General features: G+C 42.3%; 10 protein-coding genes. 7 read left to right on the top strand and 3 right to left on the bottom strand.

Translation table 11 applies throughout. From position 1 onward, the window contains the following. Positions 1-96 precede the first annotated feature (96 nt). From KHS79_RS09380 to sucD, 5 genes are all read left to right on the top strand, one after another. Positions 97-2,931 carry a 2-oxoglutarate dehydrogenase E1 component gene (locus tag KHS79_RS09380; RefSeq protein ID WP_027708732.1) on the top strand — a complete coding sequence of 945 codons (2,835 nt, stop codon included), beginning with the start codon at positions 97-99 and terminating at the stop codon, positions 2,929-2,931. A gap of 65 nt (positions 2,932-2,996) precedes the next feature. Further along, complete coding sequence (gene odhB / locus KHS79_RS09385) at positions 2,997-4,229, top strand: 2-oxoglutarate dehydrogenase complex dihydrolipoyllysine-residue succinyltransferase (protein ID WP_212718509.1); 1,233 nt, start codon at positions 2,997-2,999, stop codon at positions 4,227-4,229. A gap of 90 nt (positions 4,230-4,319) precedes the next feature. After that, positions 4,320-5,762: a dihydrolipoyl dehydrogenase gene (gene lpdA / locus KHS79_RS09390; protein ID WP_027708730.1), complete on the top strand. Its 1,443-nt coding sequence runs from the start codon at positions 4,320-4,322 to the stop codon at positions 5,760-5,762. Positions 5,763-6,085: 323 nt separating this feature from the next. Beyond that, positions 6,086-7,252: an ADP-forming succinate--CoA ligase subunit beta gene (gene sucC / locus KHS79_RS09395; RefSeq protein ID WP_027708729.1), complete on the top strand. Its 1,167-nt coding sequence runs from the start codon at positions 6,086-6,088 to the stop codon at positions 7,250-7,252. A 2-nt stretch (positions 7,253-7,254) separates the two neighbouring features. Next, a complete protein-coding gene (gene sucD / locus KHS79_RS09400) occupies positions 7,255-8,130 on the top strand; it encodes a succinate--CoA ligase subunit alpha (RefSeq protein WP_212718511.1) in 876 nt (291 codons plus the stop codon). 63 nt (positions 8,131-8,193) lie between these two features. Here sucD and KHS79_RS09405 read toward each other — a convergent pair whose 3' ends face one another. Beyond that, on the bottom strand, positions 8,194-11,676 hold the full coding sequence (locus tag KHS79_RS09405; protein ID WP_212718513.1) for a LamG-like jellyroll fold domain-containing protein: 3,483 nt from the start codon (positions 11,674-11,676) through the stop codon (positions 8,194-8,196). Between the two features lie 331 nt (positions 11,677-12,007). On the opposite strand from KHS79_RS09405, the gene KHS79_RS09410 reads away from it, so the two are divergent. Beyond that, positions 12,008-12,349 (top strand): GFA family protein, encoded by a 342-nt coding sequence (locus KHS79_RS09410; RefSeq protein ID WP_212718515.1) that lies wholly within the window; start codon positions 12,008-12,010, stop codon positions 12,347-12,349. A 332-nt stretch (positions 12,350-12,681) separates the two neighbouring features. Here KHS79_RS09410 and KHS79_RS09415 read toward each other — a convergent pair whose 3' ends face one another. Beyond that, positions 12,682-13,530 carry an ABC transporter substrate-binding protein gene (locus KHS79_RS09415; protein ID WP_212718517.1) on the bottom strand — a complete coding sequence of 283 codons (849 nt, stop codon included), beginning with the start codon at positions 13,528-13,530 and terminating at the stop codon, positions 12,682-12,684. 367 nt (positions 13,531-13,897) lie between these two features. Between KHS79_RS09415 and KHS79_RS09420 the strand changes: the two genes are divergently transcribed. Continuing rightward, positions 13,898-14,812, top strand: a complete 915-nt coding sequence (locus KHS79_RS09420) for an SPFH domain-containing protein (protein WP_212718519.1) — start codon at positions 13,898-13,900, stop codon at positions 14,810-14,812. Between the two features lie 184 nt (positions 14,813-14,996). On the opposite strand, the gene KHS79_RS09425 is transcribed toward KHS79_RS09420, so the two are convergent. Continuing rightward, complete coding sequence (locus tag KHS79_RS09425; protein ID WP_212718521.1) at positions 14,997-15,575, bottom strand: FG-GAP repeat domain-containing protein; 579 nt, start codon at positions 15,573-15,575, stop codon at positions 14,997-14,999. Positions 15,576-15,731 lie beyond the last annotated feature (156 nt).

A 15,731-nucleotide genomic window follows, 5' to 3' on the forward strand; every position in this document is an offset into this window, starting at 1 on the left:
TTTTACTGGCCCCTAAAGGATTGAATTATAGTGACCGGTGAGCCATGGTGTTCTCACAACGTCCACTAAGCCTTGTATCTCATGGGGTAGCTAAGAATGCAAGAAGGTGTCATGCAGCGGATGTGGCAGACAGGTCATATATCCGGTGGTAATGCTGCATATGTCGAAGAGCTTTACGAAACCTATATTCAGGATCCCAATGCCGTTCCTGAGGAGTGGCGAAATTACTTTGAAAAGTTACCCACCGTCAGTGGTATTTCTACCCAGGACGTTCCTCACTCTACCATTCGTGAACATTTCTTATTACTTGGAAAGAATCGCGCTAAGTCTAAGATACTAACGCCTGCTTCATTATCGACAGAGCATGAGAAGAAGCAGGTTCAGGTGATCGAGCTGATTGAGGCCTATCGTTTACGAGGGCATCAAAATGCTAAGCTGGACCCTCTGGGTTTGCAGCAGCGTCCGGCAGTGCTGGACTTGACCATTGAGCATCATGGTTTATCCAAAGCCGATATGGATACGTTGTTTCGCTCAACATCGCTTAATATTGGACAAGAAGAAGCGCCACTAAGCACCATTGTTGAGGCCCTGCAGCAAACTTACTGTAGTTCCGTGGGTGCTGAGTTTATGCATATTGTGAACTCGGATGAGCGCCACTGGTTCCAACAGCGCCTGGAAAGTATGCGGTCGCACCCGGAATACAGTGCAGAAACCAAGCTCCATATTTTGGAGAGACTCACTGCAGCGGAAGGCTTGGAAAAATATTTAGGCACTAAGTACCCGGGCACTAAACGATTTGGTTTAGAAGGGGGGGAAAGCCTGGTACCCATGGTGGATGAAATTATCCAGCGGGCGGGTGCCTATGAAGTAAAAGAGTTAGTGATTGGTATGGCACACCGCGGCCGCCTCAACTTACTGGTTAATATTCTGGGTAAAAATCCTGCGGATTTATTCAGTGAGTTTGAAGGTAAGCGTGTTTTTGATAAGGGATCAGGTGATGTGAAATATCACCAGGGCTTTTCCTCTAATGTGATGACGCCAGGTGGAGAAGTTCACTTAGCCATGGCATTTAACCCCTCACATCTGGAGATTGTTGCCCCTGTAGTGCAGGGATCGGTTCGTGCCAGGCAGGATCGTCGTAAGGACAGCAAACAGGAATTAGTACTGCCAATTACCTTGCATGGTGATGCTGCTTTTGCCGGGCAAGGGGTAGTCATGGAAACCCTGCAACTGTCGCAAACACGGGCGTATAAGACAGGTGGTACCATTCACATTATTATCAATAATCAGGTCGGGTTTACTACCAGTCCAGAGGATGCACGCTCCACAGAGTACTGTACGGATATTGCTAAAATGGTTCAGGCCCCGATTCTGCATGTGAATGGGGATGATCCAGAAGCCGTATTGTTTGTTACACGTCTGGCGCTTGACTATCGGATGCAATTTAAAAAGGATGTTGTTATTGATCTGGTATGTTATCGCCGCCGTGGCCACAACGAAGCCGATGAGCCAGGTGCAACCCAACCCCAAATGTACGATGTGATAAAAAAACACGGCACAACGCGTACTTTGTATGCGGAAAAGTTAGTACAGGAGGGGGCGCTGACACCAGAAGATGATAAGCAGCTGGTTGAAGATTACCGTCAGGCATTAGACAACGGACAGCATGTGGTCAAAAGCTTGGTTAAGGAGCCAAACCGGGAGCTGTTTGTTGATTGGGCACCTTATTTGGCGCACGAATGGACCGCACGACATGATACCTCGGTATGTTTACAAACATTACAGGAATTAGCCCATAAGCTGTGTGAAATTCCTGAGGGTATTGTCCTACAACGTCAGGTTGGCAAAATCATTGATGATCGCCGCAAGATGGCAGCAGGTGCCTTAGCTATAAATTGGGGGTTTGCGGAGACGATGGCTTATGCCACGTTATTAATGGAAGGTCACCCAGTACGTATCACAGGGCAGGATGTCGGGCGTGGTACATTTTCACACCGCCATGCGGTATTACATAGTCAAAAAGAGGATGAAATTTATATCCCTCTTTGTCATTTAGCCGAAAATCAGCCGCGCATTGATATCTATGACTCCATTTTATCGGAAGAAGCGGTGTTAGCATTTGAGTATGGCTATGCGACCACCACCCCTAATGCGTTGGTGGTATGGGAAGCACAGTTTGGTGATTTTGCAAATGGTGCCCAGGTAGTTATTGACCAGTTTATTACCAGTGGTGAGCATAAGTGGGGACGTTTATGTGGCCTCACTATGCTACTGCCTCATGGTTATGAAGGGCAGGGACCTGAGCACTCGTCAGCCCGCTTGGAGCGCTTTTTACAGCTGTGCGCTGAGCATAATATTCAGGTGTGTACGCCTACGACGCCTGCGCAAGTCTTCCATATGCTGCGTCGCCAAATGCTTCGTCCACTGCGTAAGCCGTTGATTGCGCTGACCCCGAAGAGTTTGCTGCGTCATAAACAGGCAACTTCTTCATTAGAGGATTTGGCTGAAGGCTCATTCCAGACTGTACTGCCAAACCACCAAGAGGTGCCTGCAGAGCAGGTGAAACGCTTTATTATGTGCAGTGGTAAGGTGTATTACGATCTGCTGGAAAAACAGTTGGCAGATGATATTCAAGACGCTGTTGTGGTAAGAATTGAGCAGCTTTATCCCTTCCCACATGAGGACTTATCGAGCATTTTCTTGCAGTATCCAAACTTAGAAAAAGTGGTGTGGTGCCAGGAAGAGCCGATGAACCAGGGGGCTTGGTACTCAAGTCAGCATCATATGCGGCGAGTGATTGCTGATCATAATAATCCATCGCTGTATTTAGAGTATGCTGGCCGTGAGGCTTCTGCTGCACCTGCCAGTGGCTATATGTCCACCCATGTGGAAGAACAGCAGCGTCTAGTCGACACTGCTTTCACTGTGTAACTCACGCTAATAACGATTACTTTGGTAATACGCTGTATTTAACGATAAGTATTAAAGGAATTCTCATGGCCACTGAAATAAAAGCGCCTACATTTCCTGAATCGGTTGCCGACGGTTTGGTAGCCACTTGGCACAAGCAACCAGGGGATGCTTGTTCTCGCGATGACCTGTTGGTGGATATTGAAACAGATAAAGTGGTATTGGAGGTTGTAGCGCCTGCTGATGGAGTGCTACAGGAAATCGTGAAGGGGGAAGGTGAAACCATCAGCAGTGAAGAGCTGATTGCTATTTTTGCTGAGGGGGCTGTGGCGTCAGCTAAACCCGCTGCACCCGCTAAGGCGGCAGAATCTGCTTCGCCAGCAGCAAAAAATAATGATGAGTCACCGATTCTTAGCCCAGCCGCAAGACGCCTCGCTGACGAACACGGTATTGATCCGCAGGTGATCCCTGGCTCTGGTAAAGGCGGGCGTGTGACAAAAGAAGATACGCTCAAGTATATTGAGTCTCAATCGGTCGCGCAGGCTCAAGCAGCACCATCTGCATCTAAGCCAGCTGCAGTGACACCCGAACCTACAGCACCTGTCTTTGCAGGAGAGCGGGTTGAAAAGCGCGTGCCCATGACTCGGTTGCGTGCCCGTGTAGCTCAACGCCTAGTGGAAGCTCAGCAAACAGCAGCCATGTTGACCACGTTCAATGAAGTCAATATGCAGCCAATTATGGATCTCCGCAGCCGTTATAAAGAGCTGTTTGAGAAGAAACACAATGGTGTCCGGCTTGGCTTTATGTCGTTTTTTGTCAAAGCCGCAGTTGAAGCACTAAAACGTTTTCCTGCAGTAAATGCTTCCATTGATGGTAATGATATTGTGTATCATGGCTATCAAGATATCGGTGTCGCAGTGTCTTCAGACCGTGGTCTGGTTGTCCCAGTATTGCGTAATGCTGAAAATATGGGACTGGCAGAAGTTGAAGCGACTATCCGCGAGTTCGGGCTAAAAGCGCGTGACGGTAAATTGGGTATCGATGAAATGACTGGGGGAACTTTTACCATCTCAAATGGTGGTGTTTTTGGTTCACTGTTATCGACCCCCATTTTAAACCCACCTCAAAGCGCCATTTTGGGTATGCATAAGATTCAGGATCGCCCAATGGCGGTAAATGGTAAGGTAGAAATCTTACCGATGATGTATCTGGCGCTATCTTATGACCACCGGCTGTTAGATGGTAAAGAAGCCGTTTCTTTTCTGGTGACCATCAAAGAGCTATTGGAAGATCCTGCGCGGATGCTTTTAGATATTTGATGTTGTTTGAAATAGTGGCCTGACTTCTCCTCTTTTCTGAGGAGAAGTGGTACTGTTCGCATCGCGAAAAACGCAAGTTAGGAAACAGAAATGGCACAAAAATTTGATGTTGTTGTTATTGGTTCAGGACCTGCAGGGTATGTTGCTGCAATTCGAGCTGCCCAGCTAGGTTTGAAAACCGCTTGTATTGAAAAGTGGACACGTGAAGATGGTAAGCAAGCTTTAGGTGGCACGTGTTTGAATGTGGGCTGTATTCCATCAAAAGCACTGTTGGATAGCTCGTATAAGTATGAGTCGGCACATAAAGAATTTAAGTTACATGGTATCGGCCTGGATAACTTAAAAATTGATGTGGGTGCGATGCTTGCCCGCAAAAATAAGATTGTAAATAACTTGACGACAGGTGTTGCAGGCTTATTTAAAGCCAATGGCGTGACTTCTTTACATGGTATGGGCAAGGTGCTGCCTGGTAAGCAAGTGGAATGGACCAAACAGGATGGCAGCAGCGAAGTTTTAGATGCCGAGAACATTATTATTGCGACGGGTTCTGTACCTATTGATATTCCGCCCACTCCATTAACCGAAGACCTGATTGTTGATTCCACAGGTGCACTGGAGTTTACCGAAGTACCTAAGCGTTTAGGTGTTATTGGTGCGGGTGTCATTGGCTTGGAGCTGGGTTCTGTTTGGGCACGTTTAGGGGCTGAGGTTGTAGTGCTGGAAGCACAAGAAGCCTTTTTATCTGTCGCCGATCAGCAGATTGCCAAAGAAGCGCTGAAGGTATTCAAAAAACAAGATCTGGATATTCGCCTGGGTTGTCGGGTAACGGGTTCTGAGAATAAAGGCCAGGAAGTTATCGTTAAATACCTGGATGACAAAGGTGAAGAGCAGCAAATTACCTTTGATAAGTTGATAGTGGCAGTGGGTCGCCGTCCTTACACAGAAGGCTTATTGGCCCCCGGCTGCGGTGTAAACTTGGACGAGCGCGGGGCTATTTTTGTTGACGACCAGTGCCGTACAGACGTACCAGGCATTTTTGCGGTGGGTGATGTGGTGCGTGGTCCTATGTTGGCGCATAAAGGTTCTGAAGAAGGAATTATGGTAGCAGAGCTGATAGCCGGCCAAGCTGCACAAATGAATTATGACCTTATTCCTTCTGTCATCTACACTCATCCAGAGATAGCGTGGGTAGGGAAAACGGAAGAAGAGTTAAAAGCCAGTGGTGAGCCATACAAAGTGGGGACCTTCCCATTTGTGGCGAGTGGTCGTGCCATGGCTTCTAATGAAACCGAAGGTATGGTCAAAGTGGTCGCTGATGAAGCCACTGATCGTATCCTTGGCGTCCATGTGATTGGTCCTAGTGCTGCGGAACTGGTACAGCAGGGTGCGATTGCCATGGAGTTTGGCTCTAGCTCTGAAGACTTGGGCTTGATGATTTTCTCTCACCCCACTGTTTCAGAAGCACTACATGAAGCTGCGTTGGCGGTTGATGGACATGCGATCCATATTGCAAACCGTAAAAAGCGTAAGTAGCACAGATAACAAGTAAGACTTGTTGGGGCTGGTGATGAGCTCACCAGCCTAAACTATAAGCATTCCTCTTTCCGTTTATGGTGAGTCCAGCTACTTAGAGGGTGTTAAGAGCAAACTCACGATTTACTGGGAAGTAAAATAAGCAGTAGCCAGATAACAATGACACATCACTCTTTACTTAATTCAACATTGATAAAGACTAAGTTGAGAGAGATGGCTGCTGCAGGGCAGTTGGGAGGCTGTCGGGCTTAGCCGCCCATTTGGTCCGCAGAACTAAACTTCTGCTGGTAACTTGGCGTAACCAGGCAAAATGGTAATTAGGCATGAATTTGCACGAATATCAGGCAAAGCAGCTCTTTGCTGAATATGGCTTGCCCGTATCTCAAGGGTACGCGGTAGATACTCCAAAAGCAGCCGTAGAAGCGGCCGATCGTATTGGTGGTGACACGTGGGTTGTTAAAGCTCAGGTCCATGCCGGTGGACGTGGTAAAGCCGGTGGTGTAAAAGTTGTTAGCACTAAAGAAGATGTAAAAGAATTTGCTGAAAAATGGCTTGGCAATAATCTAGTAACTTATCAAACGGATGAAAAAGGGCAGCCTGTTAGTAAGATTCTGGTTGAATCGTGTACTGATATTGCGAAAGAACTGTACTTGGGAGCCGTCGTTGATCGTGGCACTCGCCGTGTTGTATTTATGGCTTCCACTGAAGGTGGGGTAGAAATTGAAAAAGTAGCAGAGGAAACCCCTGAGAAAATCCTCAAGGCAGAAATTGACCCATTAGTGGGTGCCCAACCTTATCAGGCACGTGACTTGGCCTTTAAGCTGGGTTTACAAGGCGATCAAATCAAGCAGTTTACGAAGATCTTTTTAGGCTTGGCGAAGTTATTTGAAGCCCATGACTTGGCACTGCTGGAAGTAAATCCTCTCGTCATTACCGATGCAGGCAATCTGCATTGTCTGGATGCAAAAGTGAACATTGACAGTAATGCACTGTATCGCCAGCCCAAGTTACAAGATATGCATGACCCTTCTCAAGAAGACCCACGTGAAGCCCATGCCGCTCGCTGGGAGCTTAACTATGTAGCGCTGGACGGTAACATTGGCTGTATGGTTAATGGTGCGGGCTTGGCTATGGGTACCATGGATATCGTCAAGTTACATGGTGGGGCACCTGCAAACTTCCTGGATGTAGGTGGTGGTGCAACAAAAGAGCGTGTATCCGAAGCCTTTAAAATCATCCTGTCAGATGACAATGTTAAGGCTGTACTGGTCAATATCTTTGGTGGCATTGTCCGCTGTGACCTGATTGCAGACGGTATTATTGGTGCAGTGAAAGAAGTCGGCGTTAATGTGCCTGTTGTTGTTCGCCTGGAAGGTAACAATGCAGAATTAGGTGCACAAAAACTTGCAGACAGTGGACTGGCAATTATCGCAGCTTCAAGTCTGACCGATGCTGCTCAACAGGTAGTGAAGGCTGCGGAGGGTAACTAGGTATGAGCGTATTGATTAACAAAGACACCAAAGTAATCTGTCAGGGTTTTACTGGCTCACAAGGTACCTTTCATTCTGAGCAAGCCATTGCCTATGGCACCAAAATGGTGGGTGGTGTAACACCAGGTAAAGGTGGTCAAACCCACTTAGGCTTACCTGTTTTTAATACTGTTGCTGAAGCAGTTGCCGCTACGGGAGCTGAGGCTTCTGTTATTTATGTACCAGCACCATTCTGTAAAGACTCAATTTTAGAAGCTGCGAATGCAGGTATTAAGCTGATTGTGTGCATTACAGAAGGTATTCCCACGCTGGATATGCTTGACTGTAAAGTGAAGTGCGACGAGTTAGGTATACGTTTGATTGGCCCTAACTGTCCTGGTGTGATTACGCCAGGCGAGTGTAAGATTGGTATTATGCCAGGTCACATTCATAAGCCAGGTAAAGTAGGGATTGTATCTCGCTCAGGTACTTTGACATACGAAGCGGTTAAACAAACGACAGATTATGGCTTTGGTCAGTCTACCTGTGTGGGCATAGGTGGTGATCCGATTCCTGGCAGTAACTTTATCGATATCTTGGCACTGTTTGAGAAAGACGAACAGACTGAAGCTATTGTCATGATTGGCGAAATCGGTGGTACTGCAGAAGAAGAAGCGGCAGCTTACATTAAAGCCAATGTCACTAAACCCGTTGTGTCTTATATTGCTGGGGTAACAGCACCTCCAGGTAAGCGTATGGGGCACGCAGGTGCGATTATTGCGGGTGGTAAAGGTACCGCAGATGAAAAATTCGCTGCCCTGGAAGACGCTGGTGTTAAAACAGTTCGTAGTCTGGCAGATATTGGACAAGCCTTGGCTGAGTTGACCGGCTGGAAATAAATTAACGTTTACTAAAGTTAGGCTTTGAACAATAAAGGCAGCGTAAGCTGCCTTTATTAAATATTACTCACAGCGGCCTTTCACACTTCGTCCTGCGATACTAAAGAGGGCTAATTTCAGTTCTGTTGTAATATTTCCAGGTCGGTAATAATCACCGGTGTCTATCTCAGGCTCATACCTTCCATCATTTAACCATAGGGTTACTGAATTAATTTTTTTACAGGGATTAGGGTTTACGATTTCCCAAATATACGCAGCATTTGACTGCATTGGGCCTGCGGGAACATGTAATATGTCTCTGGCACCATAGGCAATTCGAGTCATATCGTTGGTTTTATGAAGGTAAATATCATTACCAAAACGAATAGGTTCCTCGTACCTAGTGCCATCTGAATAATTTATGGTTAAGTAGGCAATTTTTCCGCCATCTCGACCATCATCAGTGGTATAGTAATTTCGATACATGTCCTTTATGCGTTGCATATAGGCTGTCATCGACGCATCTTGATCTGGGCCTTCCCAGGCGCTACTGAGCACAAGTAAAATTGAAGAGGCTGAGCCATCTATCACTTGTGTAGTAGTAGCTGTACCGGATGCAGATAATACCAGTGAGTTTGGTTCATTTTCAGGTAGTGTTTGAATGACAGAGGCAAATGATGCAGCTGGCTCGCTGCCTTGCATAATGACTTGGGAAAAATCAAACCCTGGACCTGGTAATGCCCAATCATTTTCATTCCCTATTAGGTCAGCGTTGTAGTTGAGCACAGGAAATATCTTGTAATGTTCACCACCATAAATATTTGGAGAAATGGAGGTGAGACGAGAGATATCTACTCCATATTGACTGGTAAACTCCCAAAAATTAGGTAGGTTTTGTTGATTAGCATTCCAGAAGAGGTTGGCTTCATGTACGACTTTTGAAAAAGACCAATAATCAGCATAACCTGTTGATGACTTGCCTTGCTTAGGGCTATTGGTTACAGAGCACCAAAGGTAAGAAGAAGACCACTTATTGGAGTACATGGTGTTTGTTTTGGTAGCATCTGGAAAGTCATAGGGTGATGTGTCTGCTTTATTGGTTGAGAAAATAACCTTTTTAAATCCTGCGTTTTTTAACTTATCAATAAAGCCTCTTTCATAATGTTTAGTGCGGCTGACCCAATACATAGGAACAATATTGGGACACTGTTTGGCAATAGTTGAAAGTTGAGTATCTGTGTGAAAAGGTGCACCACCATTTCGTTCTGGGGTTAAGCCATCAGCCCAAAATCTGACTTCTTTTATACCTAACTCAGAAAGCTTATTGTACTGCCGTATAATACTATCTGACCATACTGTCCTTGGTTCCTGAAACCGGCCAGGACCTTGAATTAAAAAATCCTGTTCTTCAAAGGGCGTTTTATTTACCCAGTAATCACCTAATGATTCATCGTGCGCAATATTAAACGAATTTTCACTGGGAAAAGCGGAGAGTATATCCTGATAGTAAGCGTCAGTAAGTGCTTGATAACCGGGGTTGGTTGTATCAAAAAAATGGCTGTAAATTTCGTCATTTTTGACAACCCAAGCCCATTCAGGATGTTTGTCTCGGAATAATGCTCCACCGTAGACAATAGGAACCACTTTTTCAAAAAAATGTTGTTTGGTGATAAGGATCAAACGTTGCATTTCTTGAGGGGTTAGATATCTATCCCAAATATAGTAGTATGCGCCGTCACCAATGGCTAAATTACCTAGATAAAGCTGAAGCTCGTTTACCTTAAACTGGCTTAATGTTCTTCGAATAAGCTCTCTCCATGTAGTCATATCAACTTTTAGCTTATCTTTATTCATCGTGTAATGAAAACCACGGTTACTCACATCAGGGTAGTCGACAACTAAAGTGTAAGGTGAAACCGGGTCGGTTTGTTGAGCATAATTAAACTTTAAGGTTTGTAAAAATGAGGTGCTTGCAAAGTAGCTGCCTGGGTAGTCTTGACCGGCTAAAATAACGCCCTTGGCATTAACGTTTAACACATAGCCTTGGCCTGTAAGTGACATTCTTTTGAAATAATCGAGAAGTCCCATTCTGTCTAACAACTTGGCTAAGTCGTCACTGGCCGTTGTACCAATTAAAATTGAATTATCAGGTTGATGGTCTTTCTGCCATGGTCGTATTGGTAACTTGAGCCCAAAATAATACTCAATTTCTGATTTAAGTACGATAGCGCTTTCAACACTTTTCAGATCAGGGACATAAATGACGGTTTCACTATTAATGGTAAATTTGCCTGGTTGATCTGAACTATCCCAGCTTACCTTTTTGGGGGTAGGGAATATAACGGGATTCGTTCTATTTCTGATTTCACCAATACCATTTGTGCTGCCAATTTCTTGCATAGAAACATTGTCAAGCCAGAGTACAGGGGAGGGATCCCGTTTATTCATATCTTCAGCAATTTGCAGTGCGGTTAGCCCTTCTTTATAGATACGAAGCTCGTCAATTTTACCTTTAAAAGTATTGGTGAGTGTTTCATCATAACTACCTGTAAAAAGGTCATTACGGGAAACTTGTAAGTCCCCAAATACTTTATTATTGGTATATTTCTCTTCACCATTAATATAAATTTTTAAATCGTAACCACGATAGCTGACAGCAATGTGATGCCATTTTTTAAGACTGGTAAAAAAAGGGATTTCATGCTTTTGATTATTTAAACCATACCCTCTGAATACGAGCTTGTTAGCTTCAAGGTATAGTTCAAAGCTGTTTTTTTTTCCTAGAATTGTTTGGCGAGCAACGTTTGCAGACTGTTCGGGAGCTATCCAAGCGGCAATGGTAAACTCTTCTTTTAGACTTAATGAGTCATCATGAGAGACTACAACTGCATCACCCTGGCCATCAAGGCGCAGTCCAAGCCCGTATTTGCCTTCAGAAATAGTTGCATCGCCCAGATAATTACCGTGATTGGTAAATTCACTAATATCATATACTTTATTCATGCTTGAGTGGTCAGTTTTAAAGTCGTAATCGTGATACATATGTAGACGTTCCCAGCCTCGAACTCCCACTCCTGCAAACTGAGGACTAATGTACATTGTTTGTGGTTTAGAAGTTTTTATATCAAGTTCACCATATGTCCACGTATTGGTATCAGTTATTCCGAATAATGAGTCAACATAACCAATGCTTGTATTGGAGGCATCATACATCCTCATTCTGATCCGTATTGACTTTAAGTCTTTACTTTTGTAGTAAAAACCAAATTTATAAAACTTTTGATTCCCTGCAGGAAGATGGTTACTTGGTTTTATGCCAGAAGTTGCATCTCCATATTCTTTGTCTCTAACAGGAATTTTGACGGCTTTTTCACCATGGAAAGCATCTTTAACTATGTGAGGAGGATAAGTACTATCCTGGCCAAACCAAGTCCAACCCTCAGGTTTTTCACCTACTTCTCCTACTTCAAAAGATGGATTAGGTAAGGCACCAAAAGATGTATTATGAATTATAAGCAGAATCAAATAAGCTGTGGTGTTAATAACGCTTTTAGGAAGCACTTTCATCGCTTAAGTCCTTTAAGCAGGAAATTGAAAATAAATAAGTACTTTATAAAGTGAATGCTAATGTTTTATTGTTATAGATAGTATTAGTTTAGTTGCATGCAATAAAATCCTTTAATATTACAGATTATCTAGTTTAGACCAAGCTTGAGTTTTCAGTAGATTCTATGGAAAACTAAAACTCAAAAGTAATGATGTTGTCTAAATTAGCAGCTGAAAATAATCTTTAAATCTTGGTGATGATAGCGAGTTTACAAAGTGCTTAGTGCTATCAGTGATTTATCATGAAATACTATTAATAGTGCATATTTGTATACAGAAATAGAGAGAATACATGAAACTGTACTGTCATTGTGAAAATATTAAAGTGGAAGTGACAAAGCCTGAACAGGTTACAAGCTGCAATTGTTCCATTTGTAGCCGTTATCAAGCATTATGGGGGTATTATAAACCAGATGAGGTTGAAATTAGTATAGGCTCTGCTGGAGAGAAATGTTATTCATGGGGTGATAATGAGATAGCGTTTGTACACTGTAAAAACTGTGGCTGTGTAGTTTACTATCGTACAGTTTCAGGTAGCCCAGAGCCTAGGGTTGCTATTAATTTTCGAATGATTGATGAAACGATAGCTAAAGAAATACCTATACGTTTTTTTAATGGAAAGGAACTGTTGTAAGCATTCATTAGGGCACCTCTAAAAATAGTGATTTTTTTGCAAGAGCAAGGATGTATTGCACGGATAACCGCAGTGTATAAGGAATACATGAGGATTTAAGTACAGCGCTGACAGCTATTATGAAAAAGGTGCATTTTTAGAGGTGCCCATAAGGAGATTAGCGTTACAAAAAAACTTACCTATCTTATTGTTCGACTATATTTTTCATGAATCATTTTTATGTGCGCTACCTACCCATAGTACTTAACCTAACAGGCCTAAATAGACTAGACCAGGTCCCCTAAAAAAACTTCATTTTGGGTGTCTGTTTTTTAAAAAAAATTGATATTAGATTAATTTTGACTAAATAGTTTTGAGTAATAATTCAAGATAGTAGCAATTTGTTGTTCATCGATAATTTGAGGTATTACACCATACTCAAACAGTATATTTTCTAGCTGACCACTTGCAAAAAGCATTTTCATACCATTGTTATACATAACTCTGAGCTTTCTACCCTTGGTATCTGAAGAAAAGCCAACTAGGTAGACTTCTTGAAAGCCTTGTGTAAATGTGAAATTTTTAATATCAATATTGTTTTGATGAGCAGTTTGCTTTATACCCTCATCATAGTCAATGAAGTAGTCAAGACGTCCTTGGGTTAACATTTTGACACCTTGAAGAACATCATTAACATGAAAAGTGTTGTAGTGACTTTCTGGTAAGCTAATTTTTTTTTGAAACTCATAGCCTTTTACCCATCCCAGGGTTTTTCCTGAAAAGGACGTTGCATCACTAAAAAATGTATCCTGACTATGAAAATAATCAACATTACCAATATCTATGGGAATATGGGAGTAGATGAGTTTAAACGATCTAGTAAACTCGCTTTCTACCAAGAAAATATCATTTTGCAGTGTTTCAACTGAATAGCGTGCTCTACGGTAAGGCATTAGTGAAATATCTAATGTCACTACTTTTTCATCAAAGATCGACTTTAGTATGGTTAAGTATAAACCACTGCCATCTTTATTCGTATAGCCAGGCCAATGAACGGTAGCAATGTTGATTGATGGTTTTGTAGTATTTTCTGGGTTGGAAAGAGAATAAGGTGATATAAGTAATATACTGGTAATAAAACTGATATAAAGGGTGTAACATAAAAATCGAGCTTGGTTAATGTTGTATAAAAGTATGCTCATGACGGGTCCTAATATGTAGACCTAAATATTGAGTAATTCGATTATAAACTTAGTCCGGCGTCGTTTAAGCTCCTTTTACAATTTTGAGTATAACTTATTCATAGACTTTAATATTTTAGTCTTCCTTCTACTAAGCAGCAAGGTAAATAGATAAGTATGCTGTATAATATGGGAGGTTAGTAAATATCTAGGTTCTGGTTAATGTCGTAAGATATACTCTTAACGAAACATTTTTATGGGGGCTTATTCATAGCGCTTACTCTCTTGGACCCTTAACAGGCCAGACTAGCTCCACTAACAAACCTTCGTTTTGGGAATATCTCACCAACTAATGATTGAGTGTTTAATCATAAGGTAAAATTAATTTATGAAAAAATCAGTAATCACATTTTTGGGGTTTTATGTGGTTAATCAGGATGAGCTGGGTGTTAGGTTAACATTTGGTAAATTTTCGGGTCAAGTCGCTCCTGGGTTAGGTTTTTGTATCCCTATTTTACAAAAAATTTATACCACAAAAAGTAGTATTCAAACTATTGATTTACCTAATCAACAAGTCGTTTTAAATGGTAATGTATCGGTTACAATATCAGGTACAGTACATTTTCGTGTTGTTGATTCTGAACAAGCATTACTCGAGGTAGTTGACTATCAGCAAAGTATTAAACAGTTAGCCCTGACAACAATTTCTGATGTGATCGGTACAAAAACCATTGAAGAGGTCAGAGGGCAAAAAGCATCGATAGCAGCTGAAATTGAGGATGTTATTCGTGGAACAACCAAGAAGTGGGGGTTGGGTGATATAGACATTCGTCTAACGGATGCCAGTATGGAACCAAATCTGTTGCGGGCTATGATGCGTGAGACAGAAGCAAAAAAAGAAGCCACTGCCCAGCGCATTAAAGCCGAGTCAGATCAAATAACAGCAGATATTTTCTGTAAGGCGGCACGTCTTTTAGCTTCCTCACCTGGTGCTATGACCCTTAGAATATTACAGACACTTAGCGATATTAGCAGTGATAAGTCTACGGTCGTAGTGCCTATCCCGATTGAATTATTATCAGGTTCAAACAGTTTAACAGCTCAATATAATGACATTGTTCCAGTAGCGGATATCGAAATGGTGAGTGATCAGGTTTTTTGTTATTGCCCTAGTTGCGAACAACGATTCAATATCTCTGAAGTAACAAAAAATGAACGTTATGATAAAAACCCTGATTTACCTGGAATTCAACTTTCTTGTACTAAATGTAAGACATTATTTTCAGTATCTAAAATGAGATAAATTAATGTATAGATTGAGTATCGGCAAAGAAGTGGGTGTGCAGTACTTAAAGTTATTTGTCGAACAGGTATCAGGAGCACTGATGGCAGTAGAGACCAAGGATGGTCATCTACTGCGTGAGGCGCAAGTTATTTCATGCGCTGCATGGGTACAGTCTACAGTACACTGCTGTTTTTATAGTGTTTTATTCTTCAATTACGCCCATGGGTGTTTTTGCAAAAGAACCATCACTTTGCCCAAGGTATACAAATGTTTTTGGTTTTGGTGGTCTTTTGGGTTTATCTTTATCATTAACTCCATTGATATCATTTTCTTGACGTCTAGGTTTTTTCTTCGGAGGAGGGAATGCGGTCACTATTTTATCAACTCTTCCATCGTTAGTAAGGTCTGCAAAGTTAACCATTTTTATTGCTTTTTTAGGTAAGTAGGCAGGGTTATGTGTTAAACCTTCTTTGCAAAAGCTACCATCACCATTTCCAAGAAAAGTCACTGACATGGCTCTTGGCGACATATGTGTGGCAATAACTTTATCTAAATTACCATCACCATTAACATCCTCAAATGCTTGAAGGGGCATGGGCGGAGGCCTGCGAGGCTTTCTTTTTTTATCTTTTGGATCAGGACGATCTGGGCCGTCCAAGTTGCTGGTTGTATTCTCATCTGAATAATTAATATGTGAATTTGTGATATTTTCGGCAAAAACGGCACAAGATAGTGTAGACGAAATAAATATAGCTAGTGTTGTATTTAATGTGTTTTTCATTTTGTAGTCCTTTACAGTATGTTTTAAGTTTAAAAATCATACATATTCGTTTGGCTATCACCTCCTTGTTAATATATTTAGAAATTAACTGCGGAAAAGATTTAATGTTTTATTAGGCTAGAAAATAGTTCAACTATTTACGATTCATAACTGGAG

Origin of the sequence: Zooshikella ganghwensis, assembly GCF_018263875.1 — a bacterium.
GTDB classification, from domain to species: Bacteria; Pseudomonadota; Gammaproteobacteria; order Pseudomonadales; family Zooshikellaceae; genus Zooshikella; species Zooshikella ganghwensis.